Annotated in this window: 19 protein-coding genes and 2 riboswitches; of the genes, 7 read left to right on the forward strand and 12 right to left on the reverse strand. The window is 66.9% G+C overall.

Translation table 11 applies throughout. The features are described 5' to 3' along the window. Positions 1-21 precede the first annotated feature (21 nt). The 5 genes from ACFVTE_RS15710 to ACFVTE_RS15730 all read left to right on the forward strand — a co-directional run bounded on the left by ACFVTE_RS15710 (position 22) and on the right by ACFVTE_RS15730 (position 4,102). Positions 22-756, forward strand: a complete 735-nt coding sequence (locus ACFVTE_RS15710; RefSeq protein WP_387101839.1) for a hypothetical protein — start codon at positions 22-24, stop codon at positions 754-756. Beyond that, on the forward strand, positions 753-1,490 hold the full coding sequence (locus ACFVTE_RS15715) for a hypothetical protein (protein WP_387101841.1): 738 nt from the start codon (positions 753-755) through the stop codon (positions 1,488-1,490). The genes ACFVTE_RS15710 and ACFVTE_RS15715 overlap by 4 nt, the downstream gene beginning before the upstream one ends. 289 nt (positions 1,491-1,779) lie before the next feature. After that, positions 1,780-2,613: an amino acid ABC transporter substrate-binding protein gene (locus tag ACFVTE_RS15720; RefSeq protein ID WP_387101842.1), complete on the forward strand. Its 834-nt coding sequence runs from the start codon at positions 1,780-1,782 to the stop codon at positions 2,611-2,613. Beyond that, positions 2,614-3,279 (forward strand): amino acid ABC transporter permease, encoded by a 666-nt coding sequence (locus ACFVTE_RS15725; protein ID WP_387101844.1) that lies wholly within the window; start codon positions 2,614-2,616, stop codon positions 3,277-3,279. Further along, complete coding sequence (locus ACFVTE_RS15730) at positions 3,266-4,102, forward strand: amino acid ABC transporter ATP-binding protein (protein ID WP_387101846.1); 837 nt, start codon at positions 3,266-3,268, stop codon at positions 4,100-4,102. The genes ACFVTE_RS15725 and ACFVTE_RS15730 overlap by 14 nt, the downstream gene beginning before the upstream one ends. A 93-nt stretch (positions 4,103-4,195) precedes the next feature. Here the strand turns inward: ACFVTE_RS15730 and ACFVTE_RS15735 are convergent, their stop codons facing one another. The 10 genes from ACFVTE_RS15735 to ACFVTE_RS15780 all read right to left on the reverse strand — a co-directional run bounded on the left by ACFVTE_RS15735 (position 4,196) and on the right by ACFVTE_RS15780 (position 15,599). Further along, positions 4,196-7,258: an alpha-mannosidase gene (locus ACFVTE_RS15735; protein WP_387101847.1), complete on the reverse strand. Its 3,063-nt coding sequence runs from the start codon at positions 7,256-7,258 to the stop codon at positions 4,196-4,198. Positions 7,259-7,432: 174 nt separating this feature from the next. Next, on the reverse strand, positions 7,433-8,305 hold the full coding sequence (gene fdhD, locus ACFVTE_RS15740; RefSeq protein WP_387101849.1) for a formate dehydrogenase accessory sulfurtransferase FdhD: 873 nt from the start codon (positions 8,303-8,305) through the stop codon (positions 7,433-7,435). A gap of 63 nt (positions 8,306-8,368) precedes the next feature. Further along, complete coding sequence (locus ACFVTE_RS15745; protein WP_387101851.1) at positions 8,369-9,907, reverse strand: molybdopterin molybdotransferase MoeA; 1,539 nt, start codon at positions 9,905-9,907, stop codon at positions 8,369-8,371. Continuing rightward, positions 9,904-10,266, reverse strand: a complete 363-nt coding sequence (locus ACFVTE_RS15750; protein WP_387101853.1) for a DUF6457 domain-containing protein — start codon at positions 10,264-10,266, stop codon at positions 9,904-9,906. Before ACFVTE_RS15750 ends, ACFVTE_RS15745 begins: the two co-directional genes overlap by 4 nt. Positions 10,267-10,300: 34 nt before the next feature. After that, positions 10,301-10,894 carry a molybdenum cofactor guanylyltransferase gene (locus ACFVTE_RS15755; protein ID WP_387101854.1) on the reverse strand — a complete coding sequence of 198 codons (594 nt, stop codon included), beginning with the start codon at positions 10,892-10,894 and terminating at the stop codon, positions 10,301-10,303. Positions 10,895-10,929: 35 nt separating this feature from the next. Beyond that, positions 10,930-11,430, reverse strand: coding sequence for an HNH endonuclease (locus ACFVTE_RS15760; protein ID WP_003804664.1), 501 nt, complete (start codon positions 11,428-11,430; stop codon positions 10,930-10,932). Between the two features lie 221 nt (positions 11,431-11,651). Continuing rightward, positions 11,652-12,443 (reverse strand): NlpC/P60 family protein, encoded by a 792-nt coding sequence (locus tag ACFVTE_RS15765; RefSeq protein ID WP_387101855.1) that lies wholly within the window; start codon positions 12,441-12,443, stop codon positions 11,652-11,654. Positions 12,444-12,545: 102 nt separating this feature from the next. Then, positions 12,546-13,256, reverse strand: coding sequence for a C40 family peptidase (locus ACFVTE_RS15770; protein WP_387101856.1), 711 nt, complete (start codon positions 13,254-13,256; stop codon positions 12,546-12,548). Positions 13,257-13,308: 52 nt separating this feature from the next. Next, positions 13,309-13,502: riboswitch (cyclic di-AMP (ydaO/yuaA leader) on the reverse strand. A 112-nt stretch (positions 13,503-13,614) separates the two neighbouring features. Further along, complete coding sequence (locus ACFVTE_RS15775) at positions 13,615-14,439, reverse strand: M23 family metallopeptidase (protein WP_387101913.1); 825 nt, start codon at positions 14,437-14,439, stop codon at positions 13,615-13,617. Between the two features lie 11 nt (positions 14,440-14,450). Beyond that, positions 14,451-14,693, reverse strand: a riboswitch (cyclic di-AMP (ydaO/yuaA leader). Between the two features lie 210 nt (positions 14,694-14,903). After that, positions 14,904-15,599, reverse strand: coding sequence for a metal-dependent transcriptional regulator (locus ACFVTE_RS15780; RefSeq protein WP_387101858.1), 696 nt, complete (start codon positions 15,597-15,599; stop codon positions 14,904-14,906). Between the two features lie 344 nt (positions 15,600-15,943). Here ACFVTE_RS15780 and serC point away from each other — a divergent pair, with 344 nt between their 5' ends. Next, positions 15,944-17,074 (forward strand): phosphoserine transaminase, encoded by a 1,131-nt coding sequence (serC, locus tag ACFVTE_RS15785; RefSeq protein ID WP_387101859.1) that lies wholly within the window; start codon positions 15,944-15,946, stop codon positions 17,072-17,074. A 151-nt stretch (positions 17,075-17,225) separates the two neighbouring features. Here serC and ACFVTE_RS15790 read toward each other — a convergent pair whose 3' ends face one another. Further along, positions 17,226-17,747 carry a DUF3027 domain-containing protein gene (locus ACFVTE_RS15790; RefSeq protein WP_387101860.1) on the reverse strand — a complete coding sequence of 174 codons (522 nt, stop codon included), beginning with the start codon at positions 17,745-17,747 and terminating at the stop codon, positions 17,226-17,228. A gap of 7 nt (positions 17,748-17,754) precedes the next feature. After that, the gene (locus ACFVTE_RS15795; protein WP_387101862.1) at positions 17,755-18,138 is read right to left on the reverse strand and encodes a cold-shock protein; all 384 of its coding nucleotides are present in this window, start codon (positions 18,136-18,138) and stop codon (positions 17,755-17,757) included. A gap of 183 nt (positions 18,139-18,321) precedes the next feature. On the opposite strand from ACFVTE_RS15795, the gene ACFVTE_RS15800 reads away from it, so the two are divergent. Further along, entirely contained in the window at positions 18,322-18,555 is a 234-nt protein-coding gene (locus ACFVTE_RS15800; RefSeq protein WP_387101863.1) for a hypothetical protein, read from the forward strand. The last annotated feature ends 6 nt before the right edge of the window (positions 18,556-18,561 follow it).

Genomic DNA, 18,561 nt, shown 5'->3' on the forward strand with positions numbered 1-18,561 from the left:
TCGTTCAGCAGAGAGCGTTTCATGCCCCTCCCCGCCAAAGCATTCCAGCGCTGGCTTAGTGGCGTCGCACCGGATACCAGCACGGCCGATGTCTGCAGGCTCTCCGGGGTCAAGCGCACCACCCTCGCCCAGCAGATGGTGCGGGGAAAGGTTGCCGAGACTACAGTCGTGAGCATCAGCCGGGCCTACAACATCAATCCGGTTGCCGCGCTGGCCACTTTCGAAACCTACAAGGACCTTGCCAGTTCCGCCATCCCTCCGACCGATAAGGAACTGGTAAGCCAAATCGCCACCGTCGACCTGCTGCGGGCCGTCATTGTCCGCATGGCACCCAAAGGCTCCGGCGGCCCTGTTGGCCCGGCGGAACTGGGCCCGCCGCCGCATGCCACCTCGGTGAAGAACTGGGTGGACGCCATCGACGACGGCGAACTCCGCCACCGTGTCTCCGCCGCCACCGGAGTTGCCCCGCAGAACTACTCGGCACAGCTGACCGCCAACCGGCTCGCCCCGGAACTCGCCCTCGCCACTTCCCGGGCCGCCGGCGTCGGACTGGCAGGCGGACTGGTGGCCACGGGGCTGGTGACGGAAGCGGAAGCCGGCTGGCCACCCGGCGCCCGGCAGGCGGCGCTGGACAGGCTCAGCGACGGCGACCTTACCGCCCTGGCCGGCGAGCGCCTCCAGGCATTGGGCAAGACCCTGCGCCGCCAGGAACAGGACCAGGAGCAGACCGAAAGAATCTGGGAGAACCTGGTGTGAGCGAGATTCTCCCGTGGATAACGCTGGTGGTCTGCGCGGGGGCCGCCCTGGCCCGGATTCCGAGCGCCGTGCGCGGCGTGAACCCCACCCTGTTCTTCATCTTCCTGCTGGCGACGGCCGCGGCGGTCCTCAGCATCGGGCAGTTCTATGTGGCCATCGACGGCGCGCTTGGCGGCATCAACATCGCCCATGTCGTGCTGCGCCTGATTGTCTTCGCAACCATCTACCTCATCGCGGTCCGCGTCACGAAGGGTTTTGGTGCTCCAGACGCCCACCGCATGATCGCCGGGCGCCCGGGGCTGGCTGTGCTCGCGATTTTCTCCGCCGCGCTCGTGGCCATCTTCCTGCTGATGGATGCCTCCGCCACCTCAGCGGACTTCCGGGACACCGCCGGGGCCAGCCCCCGAAATGAGGCCCTGATGCCGTATTACTGGGCCACGGCCCGTGGCTATCTGGCATACGTTTCTCTCGCGCTGCTGCCGGCCTTGCTCCGCAGCGTCCGGGAACACCTGCCGCCGCTCGTCAGGACAGGGGCGGTGCTGATGGCGGCCGGAGCGGTGGCCACCGTTGCCGGATTCTGCCTTGAATTCGCGCCTGCCCAGCTCCTCCCCGCGGCGCCGGCGGTGAACAACGGCGCCGTGGTTTTCTACACTTCCGGCCTGGTCATGGTGTGGCTGGCACGCCTGAACGCCGCCAACCGCAGGAGTCACGGAACGTCATCTACCGAGAGGTAGCAAACCTGGATTCACAAAATCATTAGAGCGTGAGAGAATCATGAATGTGTGAAAGCAGCTGCTGCCTGGCTCACAAGCTGTGGCGCCTGCCGGATCGCACATTGGGGGGATGAGTGGTGGCGGCCGTTGGGGACCGCCCCCACTCAGCCTTTTTAAGGGCGCGTTTCAGCCCCCCGTATGATGGCGAAATAAAAGGTCTTTGCCCATGCGTTGCACGCAGTGGCATCGCCGGAAGCCGGACCGGCGGCCGCGATGCCGCCGCCGCAGCCGAAAGAAGAAGGTATCCGCCATGAACCGTGTCCATTCCCGCCGCTCCGCCCTTGCAGCCACCCTTGCCGGACTGGCGCTGGCTCTGACGGCCTGTGGCGGCGGAGGCGGTGCAGGAAGTTCCTCGGCCCCCGCCTCCGGCGGCTCGGACACATCCCTCAGCGATGTGAAGTCCAAGGGAGAGATCGTCATCGCCACCGAGGGCACCTACAAGCCCTTCAGCTTCCACGCGGAAGGTGCAGGTGACCTCACGGGCTACGACGTCGAGATCGCCCGCGCCGTCGCCGAGAAGCTCGGGGTGAAGGCGACCTTCCAGGAGACCCAGTTCGACGGGATCTTCGCGGGCCTCGACGCCAAGCGCTTCGACACCATCGCCAACCAGATCTCCATCAACGCCGAGCGCAAGGCCAAGTACGACTTCTCCAAGCCGTACACCGTTTCCACGGGCGTGATCGTGACGAAGGCGGACAACAACAGCATTAACAGCTTTGAGAGCCTCAAGGGCAAGACCACGGCGCAGTCGCTCACCAGCAACTTCTACAAGCTGGCCGTCGACGCCGGGGCCAACGTCCAGTCCGTGGAGGGCTGGGCCCAGGGTGTGGCGCTGGTCCGGCAGGGGCGCGTGGACGCCATCGTCAACGACAAGCTCACGTACCTCGACTACGCCAAGACCAATCCCGACGCCGGACTGAAGATCGCCGCCGAAACCAAAGAGAAGTCGGAAAGCGCCTTCGTATTCCGCAAGGGTTCCGCGGAGCTCACGGCCGCAGTGAACAAGGCGCTGGACGAACTCCGCGCTGATGGAACGCTGGTCAAGATCTCGAAGAAGTACTTCGGCACGGACGTCACCAAGTAGATGCCGTTGAACTGGGATCTCGTCTGGAGCTCCTTCGGCCCCCTCGTCACCGGGGCAGTCACCGGCACCATCCCGCTGACGCTGGCGTCGTTCGTGATCGGCCTGGCGCTGGCCCTGCTGGTGGCGCTCATGCGGCTGAGCCGGAACGTGGTGGTGTCCGGCGTGGCGCGGTTCTACGTTTCGGTGATCCGCGGCACGCCGCTGCTGGTACAGCTGTTTGTGATCTTCTACGGCCTGCCGAGCCTGGGCGTGAAGCTGGATCCGTGGCCCAGCGCCATCATCGCCTTCTCGCTGAACGTGGGCGGTTATGCCGCCGAGGTCATCCGGGCCGCGATCCTGTCCGTGCCCAAGGGCCAGTGGGAAGCCGGCCACACCATCGGCATGTCCCGGGGCCAGTCGCTGCGCCGCATCATCCTGCCGCAGGCCGCCAGGGTGTCCGTGCCGCCGCTGTCCAACACCTTCATTTCGCTGGTCAAGGACACGTCCCTGGCCTCCCTGATCCTGGTCACGGAGCTCTTCCGCAACGCCCAGCAGATCGCGGCCTTCAGCCAGGAGTTCATGGTGCTGTACCTCGAGGCGGCCCTGGTCTACTGGGTGATCTGCCTGGCGCTCTCCTCCGGGCAGTCCGTCCTTGAAAGGAGACTGGACCGCTATGTCGCCCACTGACGAAGGCCGGGGACCCGCTCCCCACGGCGCAGCATCACAGGCCGGGCCGGTGCTGAAGGTCCGCAATCTCGCGAAGGCATTCGGCAGCAACGTGGTGCTTCGGGACATCGACCTCGACGTGCGCCGGGGCAACGTGGTGGCCCTGATCGGGCCGTCCGGTTCCGGCAAGACCACCGTGCTGCGCTCACTGAACGGACTGGAAACGCCCGACGCCGGGACGGTCACCTTTGCAGGGCCGGGCACGTCCGGACGTGCGGGGACAGACCTGGCGCTGGATTTCTCCGCCAAGGTCTCCAAGAAGGAGATCTCGGACCTGCGGGACCGCAGCGCCATGGTGTTCCAGCACTACAACCTGTTCCCGCACATGACCGTCCTGCAGAACGTCATTGAGGGACCGGTCCAGGTCCAGAAACGCAAGCGGGCCGAGGCCGCGGCCGACGCCGAAAAGCTCCTTGCCAGGGTAGGGCTGGCGGACAAGCGCGACGCCTATCCGTTCGAGCTCTCCGGCGGCCAGCAGCAGCGCGTGGGCATTGTGCGTGCCCTGGCCCTGAAACCCCAGCTGCTGCTGTTCGACGAGCCCACCTCGGCGCTGGACCCGGAGCTCGTGGGTGACGTCCTGGGCGTCATCCAGGAACTGGCCGACGAGGGGTGGACGATGGTCATCGTCACCCACGAGCTGGCCTTCGCCCGGCAGGTGGCGGACGAGGTCATCTTCATGGACGGCGGCCTGGTGGTGGAGCGCGGACCGGCCGCCGAGGTCCTTCGCGCGCCGCGGCAGGAGCGGACCCGGCAGTTCGTCCGGCGCCTGCTGCACGAGTTCTGACCGCCTTCTACCTTCGCCGTTTCGCCAAAAAGGGCCGCCCAGCAGCAAGCTGAGGGGCCCTCTTTGGTAAATCGCCGGCGCCGGGTCCAGCTGTCAGCGGGCGAGCCTCAGGGTCACGAGCTGGAACGGCCGCAGCGTGAGCTCGGCGGAATCCGTCCCGGCCACCACGCCCGTCGCCTCGACCGGCCGCTCGAGCAGGTCCACGGTCTGAATTCCGGCGGCCGGGAAGTTGGCGGCGAGCCGTCCGGCGGAGCGCTGGCCGAGCGATTCGTACAGCCGGACGATGACGTCGCCGGAGCCGTCTTCGGCCAGTTTCACCGCTTCGACCACCAGGGCCGGGTTGTCCACGGAAACCAGCGCCTCGGCCGGGTGTGCGCCCCGGACCGTCCTCGGCGCGAGGTTGGAGCGGTAGCCCTCCTCCACGGCTTCGGCGATTCCTGCTGCCGGCCTGACCCAGACGTCCAGCACGTGAAGGCCGCGGTCGGCCTCTGGGTCGGGGAACTTGGCGGCGCGCAGCAGCGAGAGCCGGACGGTGGTGGTGGTCCCGCCGTCGTTCCGGACGGACCGGGCGACGTCGTGCCCGTACGTCGAGGCGTTGGCGATGGCCACGCCGTACCCTGGCTCGGCCACATGGATCCAGCGGTGCGCGCAGATCTCGAACTTCGCCGCTTCCCACGACGTGTTCACGTGGGTGGGCCGGAAGACGTGGCCGAATTGGGTCTCGGCCGCGGAGCGGTCGGCCCTCAGGTCCAGCGGGAAGCCCAGCTTGAGCAGCTTCTCACGCTCCTGCCAGTTGACCTCGGTGGAAATCCCCAGCGACGGGCTCCCCGCCGCCAGCGTGATGCGCTGGGTAATGCGGGAGGAGCCGGTGAGCCGTTCAACCACGACGACGGCGTCCCCGCCGTTCCGCTCCAGCCGCACTTCCGCGGCGTCGGTCAGGCTGGTGACGTTCCGCCGGTAGAACTCATCGATGTCCCAGGCGTCCCATTCGTTGGGGGTGTCGCGGTGCAGTTCCAGGTGGTTGCCGAACTGGCCCGGGGCGATCGCCTCGCGACCTGTGCCGTAATCCCGCAGCGAGGTCAGAAGCCCGTTGTCATCCAGCACGGCACTGATAACGCCGTTGTCCAGGACAAAGCCGCCATCCAGCGGCGTTGCCGAAACCTCATTCCGGATTGCTGCTGCGCCCTCGGGTGCAGCAGCGTCCTTGGATACAGCAGGCGCGGCGGCTGCGAGCGCCGGGACTCCATGGCGCGCATGTGGGCTGGCGTTGAGCAGGAACTCCTGGGTCCCCTCGCCAAGGAGGGCGGTGGACGCCTCGCTGATGAGCGCCTCCAGCCCCTTGGCGACGGCGGCGTAGTTGCGTTCGGCGTCCTGGTGCACCCAAGCGATGGCGCTGCCGGGCAGGATGTCGTGGAACTGCTGCAGCAGGACCAGCTGCCATAGCCGCTTCAGTTCGGCCGCGGGGTAGGTGTACTCCCCGCTGGAGCGGACGGCGGCGGTGGCGCACCACAGCTCCGCCTCGCGCAGGAGGTGCTCGGACCGGCGGTTGCCCTGTTTGGTCCTTGCCTGGCTCGTGTAGGTTCCGCGGTGCAGCTCCAGGTACATCTCCCCCACCCACACCGGCAGCGCTTTGTACTCAGCCTCGGCCTGTTCAAAGAAACTGCGGGGCGCTCCGATCCGGACTTTCGGCGAGCCTTCCAGATCGGCCGCGCGGTGCGCGGCGGCGAGCATCTCCCGCGTGGGTCCGCCGCCGCCGTCGCCGTAGCCGAAGGGGACAAGCGAGGTGGTGCCGTATCCGTGGTCCCGGTAGTTGCGCTCGGCGTGCGCCAGATCCCGGGCGCTGAGTTCGGAGTTGTAGGTGTCCACCGGCGGGAAGTGCGTGAACAGGCGGGTGCCGTCGATGCCTTCCCAGTTGAAGGTGTGGTGCGGCATCCGGTTGATCTGGTTCCAGGAGATTTTCTGGGTCAGAAACCAGCGGCTGCCGGCCGCCTTGACGATCTGCGGCAGGGCCGCGGAGTACCCGAAGGAGTCCGGGAGCCAGGCTTCCCTGCACTCGACGTCGAATTCCCTGAGGAAGAAGCTCTTGCCTTCCACGAACTGCCGGGCCATCGCCTCACCGCCGGGCATGTTGGTGTCGGATTCCACCCACATGCCGCCCACGGGAATGAACTGGCCGGACTTCACCTTCTCGCGGATGCGTTCGAAGAGCTCCGGGTAGTATTCCTTGATCCAGGCGAGCTGCTGGGCCGAGGAGCAGGAAAACACGAAGTCCGGGTCCTCGTCCATGAGCGCCACCACGTTGGAAAAGGTCCGGGCGCACTTGCGCATGGTCTCCCGCACAGGCCACAGCCAGGCCGAGTCGATGTGTGCATGACCGGTGGCGACCAGCTGGTGGGCAGAGGCGTAGGCAGGCCTGGCCAGCACTTCGGACAGCGCTGCCCGCCCGGCAGACGCCGTACCCGCGACGTCGTCCGGGTCCATGGTGTCCATCATGCGCTCGAGCGCACGGAGGATCTCATGCCGGCGGGGCAGTTCGGTGGGGAGCTCGTGCATGAGCCCGCTGAGCGTCAGCACATCCTGCTGGAGCTCCCACACGGCGCGGTTCAGCTCCGCGATGGCGATGCTGCCGAGGCGGTACTGCGGTTCGTTGCCCGCCGTGGCTTTGTCCCCGTATGGAGTGGCTGCGAAGCTCCAGCCCTGGGCCACATCGGGGTTGGCTGCCGCCTCCACATAGAAGTCGACGGCGAGGCCGCTGCCCAGCAGCTTCAGCGGGATGTGCTGGTTACGGGGCGAGATGGCCTTGATGATGGTGCCGTCCGGCCGCCACGCGATCCCCTCGCATTGGAAGCCGGGGATCTCCGTGGTGAACCCCAGGTCCACCACGATCTCCACTTCGGTATCCGGCGCGCTTCCCCAGGCATCCGGCACCTCTCCCTGGAGCCGCAGCCACTTTGTGCTCCACGGGCGGCCCCACGCGGCGCCGTGTTCCTGCGGGACGAACTGCTGGCGCAGGGCCTCCAGCACCGGGACGGGTTCATCGGGAACGTCCCAGCTGCTGAGCTCCAGCGGCACGCTGCGCCCGTAGATGGCGGGGGTGATCCGTTCGCGGAGAAAGCGGTCCAGGCGGACTTCCGTGATCCGGCGGTCGTCGTGCAATGTGTACCTCTTTAGTACGTGAAAGCAGAAGCGGCCTGTGCTGGCTTTCGTGCGGGCATGGGCGTTGCGGTCAGCTTGGCTCCAGGCAGTTCAGTTGCCGTCTGAGCGGATTAACGCTTCCATTCGATGGATAAAATCTACTGCCTTGGGGCCCGCCCGCCAAGGGCCCACGCCCTACCGCGGCGCCGATGCAGGCGTGGAGATGCGGCCGGAGCCCGCGTAAACGTTCAGGCTGGTTCCCCGGCTGAAACCGGCAAGCGTGACGCCGGTGGACTCGGCAAGCTCCACCGCAAGGCTCGAGGGTGCGCTGACGGCAGCCAGCACCGGGATGCCGGCCAACGCGGCCTTCTGGACGAGCTCAAAGGACGCCCGCCCGGAAACCTGGAGCACAGTGTTGGTCAGCGGCAGCCGGCGTTCACGCAGGGCCCAGCCAACCACCTTGTCCACCGCATTGTGCCGCCCCACGTCCTCCCGCAGGCACAGCAGCTCCGCACCGCCGTCGTCGTCAATCCTGAACAGTCCGGCAGCATGTACTCCCCCGGTCACCTCAAAGACGGCCTGCGCCTCCCGCAGCTTGTCCGGCAGGGAGGCAAGCGTTTCGACCGGAACGGTGAGCCGGTCGGCGGCGGGGTTGAAGTGCGAGGACTTCGTCACCGATTCAATGGAGTCCGTGCCGCAGATCCCGCATGAGCTGGAGGTGTAAACGTGCCGGCCCGTGTCCGGCAGGGGCACATCGGGCCGCAGCTGGGCTTCGACCACGTTGAACGTCTGGACCCCGTTTTCGTCCTCGCCGGCACAGAACCTGAGCGAGATCAGCTGTTCGGCGTCCCAGATGACGCCCTCGGAGACGAGGAAACCGGCCACGAGGTCGAAGTCGTCCCCGGGCGTGCGCATGGTGACCGAGAAGGACAGGTTGCCCAGCCGGATCTCAAGAGGCTCCTCCACCGCCAGCACGTCCTCTCGGTGCCGGACCGGGAACTCCAGCGCCGCGGCCGAGCCGTCCAGGACGTAGCGGTGCACCTTGCGTCGTTGCGTTACACGGCCCATGAGAGACTCCCCGGTGAGTGGCTGTTCATGCCTCCATCATTGCATCTCAATCAAGCAGGCACTTCAATCGAGCAGGGCACTCCAGTCCACCGGCCCGCTTTGGGCTGCCTGCTTGGCGGAGGTCCGGGACGCGGACTTCCGCGCCGGGCCCTTGGCTTTGGATTCGGCGGTCTTGGGCTCGGGGATGTCCGGACCCCAGGGCAGCGCGAACGCCGGTACCATCTCGCCCAGCTGCACGCCGTGCGGCGGCACCACCAGGACGCCGTCGGCCGATGCCAGTCCTCGCATCATGCCCGGGCCCGTGTGCTGCGCCGGCGAGGCCATGCCATAGAGGAGCCGGAAGGGCATCAGCCGGGTGCGGCCGGGATCCGGTTCGATCATGGTGCCACACGGAACTTCCCGGACCGGTGGCAGCTGGCCGTGTCCCAGGGCGGCCAGGAGCGGCGCGCCCACCGTGGAGAGGGCCATCATTGCGGCCAGCGGGTTGCCCGGCAGCCCCAGCACGAAGCGCCCGTCCGGCAGTTCGGCGAGGACGGCCGGGTGTCCCGGCCGCATAGCGACGCCGTCGATGATCAGCCGTCCGCCTAGTTCAGCGATGGCACGCCGAAAGTGATCGGTGCCGGATAGGCCGGTGCCGCCGGTGGTGACGACGACGTCGGCAGGCAGGTTCAGTGCCTCGGGGATGCCCGAGTCTTCGAGGCCCTCCAGCCATTCCGTGTAGCTGTCGCCGATGCGGGCCTGTTCACGGCACAGGCCGCCCAGCATCTCAACGACCGTTGCCAGCTGCGGCCCGAACGTGTCACGCACCCGCCCGGGCTCGGGCAGACCGTGCTCGACCACCTCGGAGCCCGTCAGCAGCAGCTTCACCACAGGCTTGCCGAGGACCTCCACCTCGTCATATCCAGCGAGGGCGGCCAAGGCCACGTGGGCGGGGTTAAGCACGACGCCGGCCCTGACCAGAACGTCTCCGGCCTCCGCCTCCTCTGCGGCTTTCCTGATGTGCTGGCCGTTCCCCGGCTCGCCGGGGCGCGCGGCGCCGCCCAGCGTCAGGACGGGGAGCCCGTCGTCGTCCGTGGAGATCGCACCGCTCTCGGTGCGCAGCACCGACTTGGCGCCCGGGGGAATGAGTCCGCCCGTCACGATCACGCTCGCCTGGTGCGGGGCCAGCCGCTGCCCGGGCTCGGCCAGAATCCATGGACCGCTGCCGTTAACGGCCCAGCCGTCCATCGCGGACGATGCGTAGTGCGGCATGTCCTGATGGGCGGTGATGTCCGCGGCCAGGGTCCTGCCCACGGCCTCGCGCAAGGGAACGGGGGCCGCCGGGATCGGGGCAGCACAGTCGAAGGCGGCCTGCCGGGCCTCCTCCCAGGTGTGCGCCAGGTGCTTGGCATGCGGCTCCGGCTCCCCCGCTGCTTCCTGCTCGCGCTGCCCGTCCGGCTCGTCCGCCGCGGCGGGATCAGCGACCAGGTCGGGTCCGGTGTCGGACGCTGGTTCGACGGTGGCCGAAGCAGTTCCGTGATCGGCAGCGGTTGCGTCCCCGGCGGGGGTTGCCTCCGCGGAGGCGTGTGGGTCGTCGGAGCGGTGCTCGGGTGCGGCGGTCATTCCCCCGGAGTCCCGCTGGGCACCGAAGTTTCGGCGGGCTCCGTCCCGGCGGAGCCCGCGGCCGGGGAACCTGCTGTTGCCCGCGCCTCGTCGGCCGCGTACGACTTGGCAACCGCGCGGGCCACGTCCATGGCGCTTTTCATGGCGTCTGCGTCCGGGGCCTGGCCCGCAGCGCACGTCAGGCCGGTTGCGAGCCCTGCTATGAAGGTGGTGAGGGGTGCAGCCGGACGCACCACGGAGTGCGCAGCCACTCCCGCGACGGACAACACCTCGTTGATGTCGACGTCCACATCCTCGAGCTCAAAGGCCCGCAGCAGCAGACGGCACCATTCCTCAAGCGTCTCGTCCTGGCTTTTCATGCCTGCCTCCAAAGTCACGGCGGTCCGGAATCAGTCATTGCTCCCGGACAGCTACTCCCAACGCGGCCGCATCGTCCCAGGTGTCCACGTCATCCGTGGAGCCGGCGGGGACAACCACAGCCTGCACGTCAAGACTAGCAAGGAGGGCGAAGACTGACCCGTGCACCAGGGCGTTGCGTGCCGCGGCTTCCCGCACTGCGCGTTCCAGCGCAGCTGTGCTATAAAAACCCGCCAGCGGCTGCTGCCGTCCGTCGGCTGATGACGCCATCACGCCGTCAGCAGCTGCGCCGGGAAGGGCGTCCAGCAGGGCCTGCACAGCATCGCCCACGCGCGGCATGTCGCACGCAAGGACCAGGACCAAGTCCGCAGGGTCTGCTTCCCGGAGTGCGGCAAGCCCGGCGGCGATTGCCGCCGCCGGTCCCGCAAAGGGCGGATCCTCACGGGTGGTGAGGACACCACCGGGAAGGCCTGCCGTCTCAGGTCCCACCACAACAGTGTGCCGGGCCCCGGCGACTGCCGTGAGGGAGCGCTCAAGGAGGGTGGCGCCGTCGAACATCAGGGCAGACTTGGGTGAGCCACCCAGTCGCGAGGAGCGGCCGCCGGCCAGGATTATTGCGTCAAAGTCCACACACCCAGCGTAATGCCGGGATGAGCAGGCGAGGGTCAGGCTGCCCTCTCCGGAAGCAGGAACGGGTCCCACGCCGGCGTGGGTTTCTCCAGCTCCTTGATCTGCCACATGGTGCCCACGGGCGGAGCCGGATCGAACCGGAGCTTCCAGCCCATTTCACTGGGCGTGTGGTCACCCTTGACGTTGTTGCAGCGGAGGCAGGCTGCAACGAGGTTCTCCCAGGAATCGGCACCACCCCGGGATTTCGGCTGGACATGGTCTATGGTGTGGGCTGCCTTGCCGCAGTAGGCGCACCGGTGGCCGTCGCGGCGAAGCACGCCGCGCCTGCTCACCGCGGTGATCATGTTGTACCGGGGGCGGATGTAGCGGTTGAGGAGAATCACGGACGGACGGCCCATGATGTCCTGCGGCCCGACGACAGGATCGTCGCCTTCGGCCACCACGCTTGCCTTTCCGGTGAGCACAAGGACCAGCGCCCGGCGGAAAGTAACTACCGCCAGCGGTTCATATCCAGCATTCAGAACGAGTGTGCGCATGCACATACCTCTTCACGGCCGCACCCGGCAGAGGCGCGAGGGCCGACTGCCCTCTGCATGTCCGGGCTATGGATCGACACCATAAGAGTAAACACTCACTAGGCAGATGAGCGAATCGAACACAAGCATCGTCATGGCGTGTCACCAGAAATTCATGCGGGCGCAAGCAAAAAAGGACCCCCGCCAGCTGGCGGGGGTCCTTCCGTAACGCTTGGGGTGTCTTAGCCGCCGACGCGGATGAAGACGGGGCCGGAGCCGACGTTCACGCTGAACAGCGCGGTGGTTCCGCCGTTCCAGCCGCCGTGGACGGCCTGGCCGTTACCGACGTACACAGCGATGTGGGCCAGGCCCATGCCGCCGTTCTGGTAGTAGGCGAGGTCGCCCGGCTGAGCTTCAGCAGCGCTCACGGTGCGGCCGAGGGACAGGTAGCCTGCCGGCCAGCCGTGGTAGTGGATGCCCACGGCGGCGAGTGCGTTGGTGGCCAGCGCGGTGCAGTCCTGGGAGACGCCCAGCTGCGCGTAGGCAGCAGCGGCGATGGCAGCACCCTTGCCGCTGGCGGCAGTGGTCTTCGGCGCTGCCGGGGCAGCGGTCTGGACGGCGGCGGTAGCCTGGACAGCCGGCGCGGCTTCAGCAACCGGAGCAGCCTCTTCGGCGGGAGCGGCTTCCTGGACCTTGACAACAGGCTTCGGGGCCTCGACGACGGGAGCCGGGGTGGTGGAGACAGCAGGCTTCTCATAGGAGATGGCGATGCTGGAAGCGGCCGAGATGGTGGCCGGCGCCGCAGCGGACTGGACTTCCAGCGTGGAAGCCGGAGCGGATTCGCGCTGAACGTTGGTCTCAGCAGCGTTGGCGGCGATGCCGCTGGTCAGGACAAGACCGGAAGCAGCAGCGATAACTGCGGCCTGGCGGCCCATGCCACCGGCGTTGTCGCCGACGGCCTTGGCAATGACAGCCAGCGAGCTGGTCTTGGTGACCTCGGCGCGGTGCCGTGCAATGGTCGCACGTGTAGTCATTAAAATTTCTCTCTTTCGTGTTCCACGGACCGCGGTAGCAGGACGTGGGTTATCGACGCGCCGGCATCTTGGGGGTAAGCCGGCCCGCCTCGAATCGGATTCTTAGCGAAGGGTGTAAAAAGCGGACGTGCCCGTAGCGGACACCGCGTGCAGGAGAGTGCCCTGCGAAGGGTTCAGCGCGCTGATCATCATGCCGTTGCCGACGTAGATGCCCACGTGGGCGCCGCCGTTCTGCATGACCAGGTCACCGGGAGCAGGCGTGGAGGTGGGCTTCATGGCGTTCCACGCGTTGACGCGGGGAATGCTGATGCCTGCCTGTGCGTAAACCCACTGGGTGAAGCCGGAGCAGTCCCAGCCACTGGGGGTGGTGCCGCCCCAGACGTAGGGGCTGCCGATGCCGGTGTACGCGATTGCTGCCAGTCCGGAAGCTGCGGCGGAGGCCGCACCATCGGTGGACTTGGCGGTGACGGCCTGGGCCGCACCGGCGCTCTCGTCGCTGGCCTGGCCTGCGGTGGCCGTCTGGCTCTCATCGTTCGACTGCGGAGCGATGGTTTCGGCGACCGGGGCTGCCACTGTTGTGACGGCAGGACGCTCGAAGGAGACAGTGGCGGTGGGTGCGGCGGTCACAGCAAGCTGCGCGGCCTGTGATCCGGTCTCCGAGGAGGCGGAAACACCAATGTTGGCGTCGGCCGCGTTGGCAGGCATGCCAACGCTCAGGATGAGTCCTGAAGCAGCTGCGATAACAGCTGCCTGGCGACCTACTGTGCCGGCATTGGCGCTAACCGCCTTGGACACGGAGTCCAACGGGTTCATACGAACCGTTTGCGCGCGGTGGCGCGCGGCATTGTGGCGTGAAGACACGAAGGTAGCCTCTCCCAATGCCTGCGAGGTGAGCTGTCGGATTCGGATGGGAGTCACCCGGCCGCTCCGCTTCCTGGGAAGCTTTGCGACTTAACCCCAAGGTCTTCTTGCGAAGACCAAAATTGGTTCCCCCGCCCCTGCCAGACGATGTAATGCGAACGGACCTTGAGCGGTGGCAGAGTTAGGCAATCCACTCAAGAGCGTCAACTTCGGAAAAGTTGACGCGGTTTAGACGGTACAGCAGTTCGGAGCCAATGTCACATTCAGGTCACGGCGTGTCACAGGAATGAGAGTGCTCACTCGACTTGGCTCAGAGCCAGCCGGTGGGATCAACGACGTCCCCGTTGACCATCACCTCGAAGTGGAGGTGGCAGCCGGTGGAGGCGCCTGTGGTCCCGCTGAGGGCGATAACTTCGCCCCGGGTGACCTTCTGGCCAACCTGGACGCTGGAGGACGACAGGTGGTTGTACGTGGTCTCCAGGCCATTGCCGTGATCGATCACCACGCGGTTGCCTCCGCCGTACGGGTGCCAGCCCGAGAAGGTGACCTTGCCGCTGGCCGCGGCAAGCACCTCGGTGCCGCACTGTGCAGCGAAGTCCTGGCCGCGGTGGAACTCGCCGGCGCCGCCGGTGATCGGGCTGACCCGGTAACCGAACGGCGAGGACTTGACCAGCGTGGTCAGCGGCCCGCCCAGGGTGCCCGCCGAGGCCGCACGGCTGATGCTGCCGGCCGACTGGGCACTCAGGAGCTGCTTTAGCTTTCCGTCCGGGTCACCGGTGGTGGAGACGGACGTGCGGCTGAAGTCGATCTTTGCTGCCGCCTCCGCCGAAACCTTCGGCTGGGCCGGTGAGGCAGCGGAAGCAGACGCCGCTCCCTGCTGCTCGCCGGCAGCGAGGACAGGACTGGTGGCGGGGACAGTAACAGTCAGCAGGAGGCCGGTAGCCGCAAGGGCAACGCCGGCTTTCTGCCCGACGCCACTGGCCGAGGCGAAATCCGTAACCTGCCGGAACGGACCCCTCCGGCGGCGGCGCGCTTCGCGCTGGGCGTCCCGGGGACGGTCCGCGGCGGCGGCCTCCGCAAGGCGCGGCTCCGGAGCGGGACCAGTCGCGCGGCGGCGGCCCCGGGCATTCTGCATGGACAAGTACTGTTTCCTCTCTGGATAGCCTGCGAAGTTAGCTGTCGGATTCGGGTCAGAGAGTTCAGACCCGGTCCGCCATAACAAGCCGTTCCGGCACAGGGGTATCCCGGGAGGATTCCTTAGGCGGAAAAGACTTGCTGCTGCGGACTTCACCCCAAGGCTGTTCGAAACAGCCGGTTGTGGTTCCCCCGCCCCTGCCAGTGGGTGACTCGTGCTGCTGATCTGCTGGCAGGGTTCGGCTCCAGATCAGGTAACGCTTTTGTATCGGCGTTGCCGTTTAACTATAGGCGATTAAAGAGCACGGTAATAATTCCGTTATATTCATTGTGCAAAAGTGGTAGGTCATCCTGCCTGCAGATGTCAGACAGGCTGTGGCTTCCGCCCCGCTTCGCCACTCAGTCGCCTACCGCCCGCGTCAAGGGACCCCCGGCAAGGGACAGCAGGGAGGCGCCCCAGGGGAACTAGTCCAGGCTCACGAAGACGTGCGCAGCAACTTCCGGCGGCAGCTCAAGGGCGCCCTCGAACCCGGGTACGCGGACAGAGATGTACTCCCCCACGCGTTCGAGCGAGACGGCGGCGCCGGGCCGGATCCCGCCTTCATCCAGCTGGAGCAGCAGCTCCGGCTCCACCTGGATGGGTTCTGCCAGGCGGCTGACGGTGACCTTGGATTCGGGGCCGTAGCCGGTCATGGCGTCGAGCAGGTTCACCACGCCGTCGGAGAACGGACGGGCAGGCTGCCCGCCGAGTGCTGCCAGGCCGGGAATCGGGTTGCCATAGGGAGATTCGGTGGGGTGGCCGAGCATTTCGTAGATCCTGCGCTCCACGCGCTCACTCATGACGTGTTCCCACCGGCAGGCCTCGTCGTGGACGTAGGCCCAGTCAAGGCCGATGACGTCGGCGAGGAGGCGCTCGGCGAGCCGGTGCTTGCGCATCACCTCGGTGGCGCGCTTCCGGCCCACTTCGGTCAGTTCCAGGTGGCGGTCACCGGAGACGACGACGAGGCCGTCGCGTTCCATCCGGCCGATGGTCTGCGAGACAGTGGGGCCCGAGTGGCGGAGGCGTTCGGCGATGCGTGCCCGAAGCGCCACGATGTTCTCTTCCTCCAGCTCCAGAATGGTGCGAAGGTACATCTCCGTGGTGTCGATCAGATCCGTCATTCAGCTCAGCTCCTCGAGCACAGTATTTGTGTCCGTCCCACCGTACCGCGGGCCCGTCGCACCGGGATCCGGCAAGCTGCAGCGGCGGTCCTGTATGACGGCGGCGCAGCACCGGCTGTCTGCCCGTACGTCCAGTGCCAGCTTAGCCTATTTTGAATTAGTCCGGATAATTCGCCGGCCTGTGACGGGCACCATCTCAATGACTGGACTATGACGGGGGCGTGTTCCCGCGGTATCCGCGCTTCGGGCAGAATAAGGAGGGTTTCGTGGCGGTCATGGTTGCCTGCTGGCCATCGCCCCGACCCAGCCGAACCGCACTTTCCATGCCGAAAATTGGAGCCATTGTGAGCGACACCAGCATCACTATTCCCGCAAACCTCCTGCCCAAGGACGGACGGTTCGGCGCCGGTCCCTCCAAGGTCAGGCCCGAGCAGATCGAGGCACTCTCCGCAGCAGCCACGACGCTCCTTGGCACCTCGCACCGCCAGGCCCCCGTGAAGAACCTCGTAGGTTCCGTCCGCGAAGGCCTCAGCACCTTCTTCCGTGCCCCCGAAGGCTACGAAGTGGTCCTCGGCGTCGGCGGTTCCACCGCATTCTGGGACGTTGCCAGCTTCGGTCTGGTGGAAGAGAAGGCACAGCACCTGTCCTTCGGCGAGTTCGGCTCCAAGTTTGCCGCGGCCACGAACAAGGCGCCGTTCCTTGCCGAATCCTCCATCATCAAGTCCGAGCCCGGCACCTGCCCGGCCCCCAGGGCCGAGGCCGGCGTTGACGTGTACGCCTGGCCGCAGAACGAGACCTCAACCGGTGTTGCCGCGCCCGTCCAGCGGGTCAACGGCGCCGATGAGGGCGCACTGGTGCTGGTCGACGCAACTTCGGCAGCCGGCGGCCTCGACGTCGATGTGTCCCAGACGGACGTCTACTACTTCGCCCCGCAGAAGAACTTCGCCTCCGACGGCGGGCTGTGGCTGGGCCTCTTCTCCCCGGCAGCGCTGGAGCGGGCCGAGCGCGTCAAGGCCAGCGGACGCTGGATCCCGGACTTCCTGGACCTGAAGACCGCCATCGACAACTCCAAGCTGAACCAGACGTACAACACCCCGTCACTGTCCACGCTGGTCACCCTGGACGCCCAGGTGCAGTGGCTCAACGCCAACGGCGGCCTGGACTTCGCCGCCGGACGCACTGCCGATTCGGCCGGCCGCATCTACAAGTGGGCGGAAGCCTCCGAATTCGCCACGCCGTTCGTTGCCAACGCCACCGAGCGCTCCAACGTCATCGCCACCATCGACTTCGATGAGTCGATCGACGCCGCCGCCATCGCCAAGGTGCTCCGCGCCAACGGCATCGTGGACACCGAGCCCTACCGGAAGCTGGGTCGCAACCAGTTGCGCATCGCCACCTTCGTGGCCATCGAGCCGTCCGATGTCACCGCCCTGCTGGAGTGCATCGACTACGTGGTGGGCGAGCTGAAGAAGTAACCGCCTGTAAGGAGTTTTTGTCCAGATAATCGGGGTTCGAAGGCCTTTTGGCCGCATTATCTGGACAAAAACTCCTCAGTTAAAGCACGACGGCGCCGTCCGGACTTTCGTCCCGACGGCGCCGTTTTGCGCTGTGGTCAGTTCGCCGTTGTCAGCCCTGGTCCGGGCTGCCGGACTCTGATTCAGCGTCCGCGGCGGACTCGCCCGGGGCTGCCTCCGCAGCCTCGCCGTCCGCCGGCTCCTCGTCTTCCGGGGAGTCCTGCGCATCCTCCGCGTCCTGCTCCTGGGCGTCCTCCGGGCGCACGCGTTCGGCCCACGGCACCCACTCGGGGGCGAGGATCGAGTCTTCGGAGGGGAGCAGGCCAAGCTCGTTGACAGTGATCACCTTGGAGCGGGAGTTGCGGGTCAGGACGGCATACCACTGCCAGCCGATGTACCCCGGCAGCCTCGATTCGAAAAGGTGCGTCACCACGCGGTCGCCCTCGGTGCGGGCGGCCAGGTGGTCCCCGATTTCGGATGCCTTCGCGATGCCTTCGATGGCGGTCCGGGCGGTGTCCACGGCAGTGGCCAGTACGGCGTCGGGCTTCCCCGTCCGCCACACCGGGACTCCGGCGCGCCGCTTCGGCGCTTTGGATTCCACCTTGGATTCGGCCTGTTCAGGTTCCGGGTTCATGGGGGGCCTAGGCGTCCAGCTCGTCGGCAACCTTACGCAGGGCAGCGGCAATGGCCTTGCCCTTATTGCTGTCCGGGTACTTGCCGGAGGACAGCGTGCCGGAGAGGTTGTCCAGAACCGTCACCAGGTCCTGCACCAGCGGGGCGAGGTCCCTCGCGCTGGGGCGCTTGGCCTTGGCGATGGACGGTGTTTTTTCGAGGACCCGCAGGCCCAGGGCCTGGGCGCCCTTGCGGCCGTCCGCGACGCCGAACTCAACCCGGGTGCCGGCCTTCAGTTCCGAAACTCCGGAGGGCAGCGCGGACTTGGGAAGGAACACTTCCTGCCCGTCCTCGCCCGCGAGGAATCCGAAACCTTTGTCCTTGTCGTACCACTTGACCTTGCCGGTAGGCACCTAATCAACCTTCTTCGTTCTGACGTTCTGGGACATGGCCGGCCGTCACCGCATCCGCACCGATGTGCGGGTTCAGGGTATGACTGCCTGGTCCATGTTGGTCTGTTCCTTCAAGGTTATCCTGACTGGCAGGCTAATCCCGCTTTGAGGCGCGGCCGCGGCGCTGCTGTTAGCGTTACGTGCATGAGATCCGCGCGTATCCGGCGGCCACTGATGGCCGCGGCAGTGCTCCTTGCAGTTTTGTCCCTCGCTGCCGTCGGGGCGGTCATGGCGCTGGCCGCTGCGGGCCAGGCCGCGCCGCCATGGATCACGTCGGCTGCGCTTTACGGCCTTCCGGCGGCCTTCCTGCTGATGCTCGTGCTGGTGGCCGACGGCGTTGCCGCCCGCCGCCGGGCAGGAACTCCGGGCGGGCGGTAACGTTGG

Origin of the sequence: Arthrobacter sp. NPDC058097, from assembly GCF_042884885.1 — a bacterium.
In the GTDB taxonomy this organism is placed as follows: Bacteria; Actinomycetota; Actinomycetes; order Actinomycetales; family Micrococcaceae; genus Arthrobacter.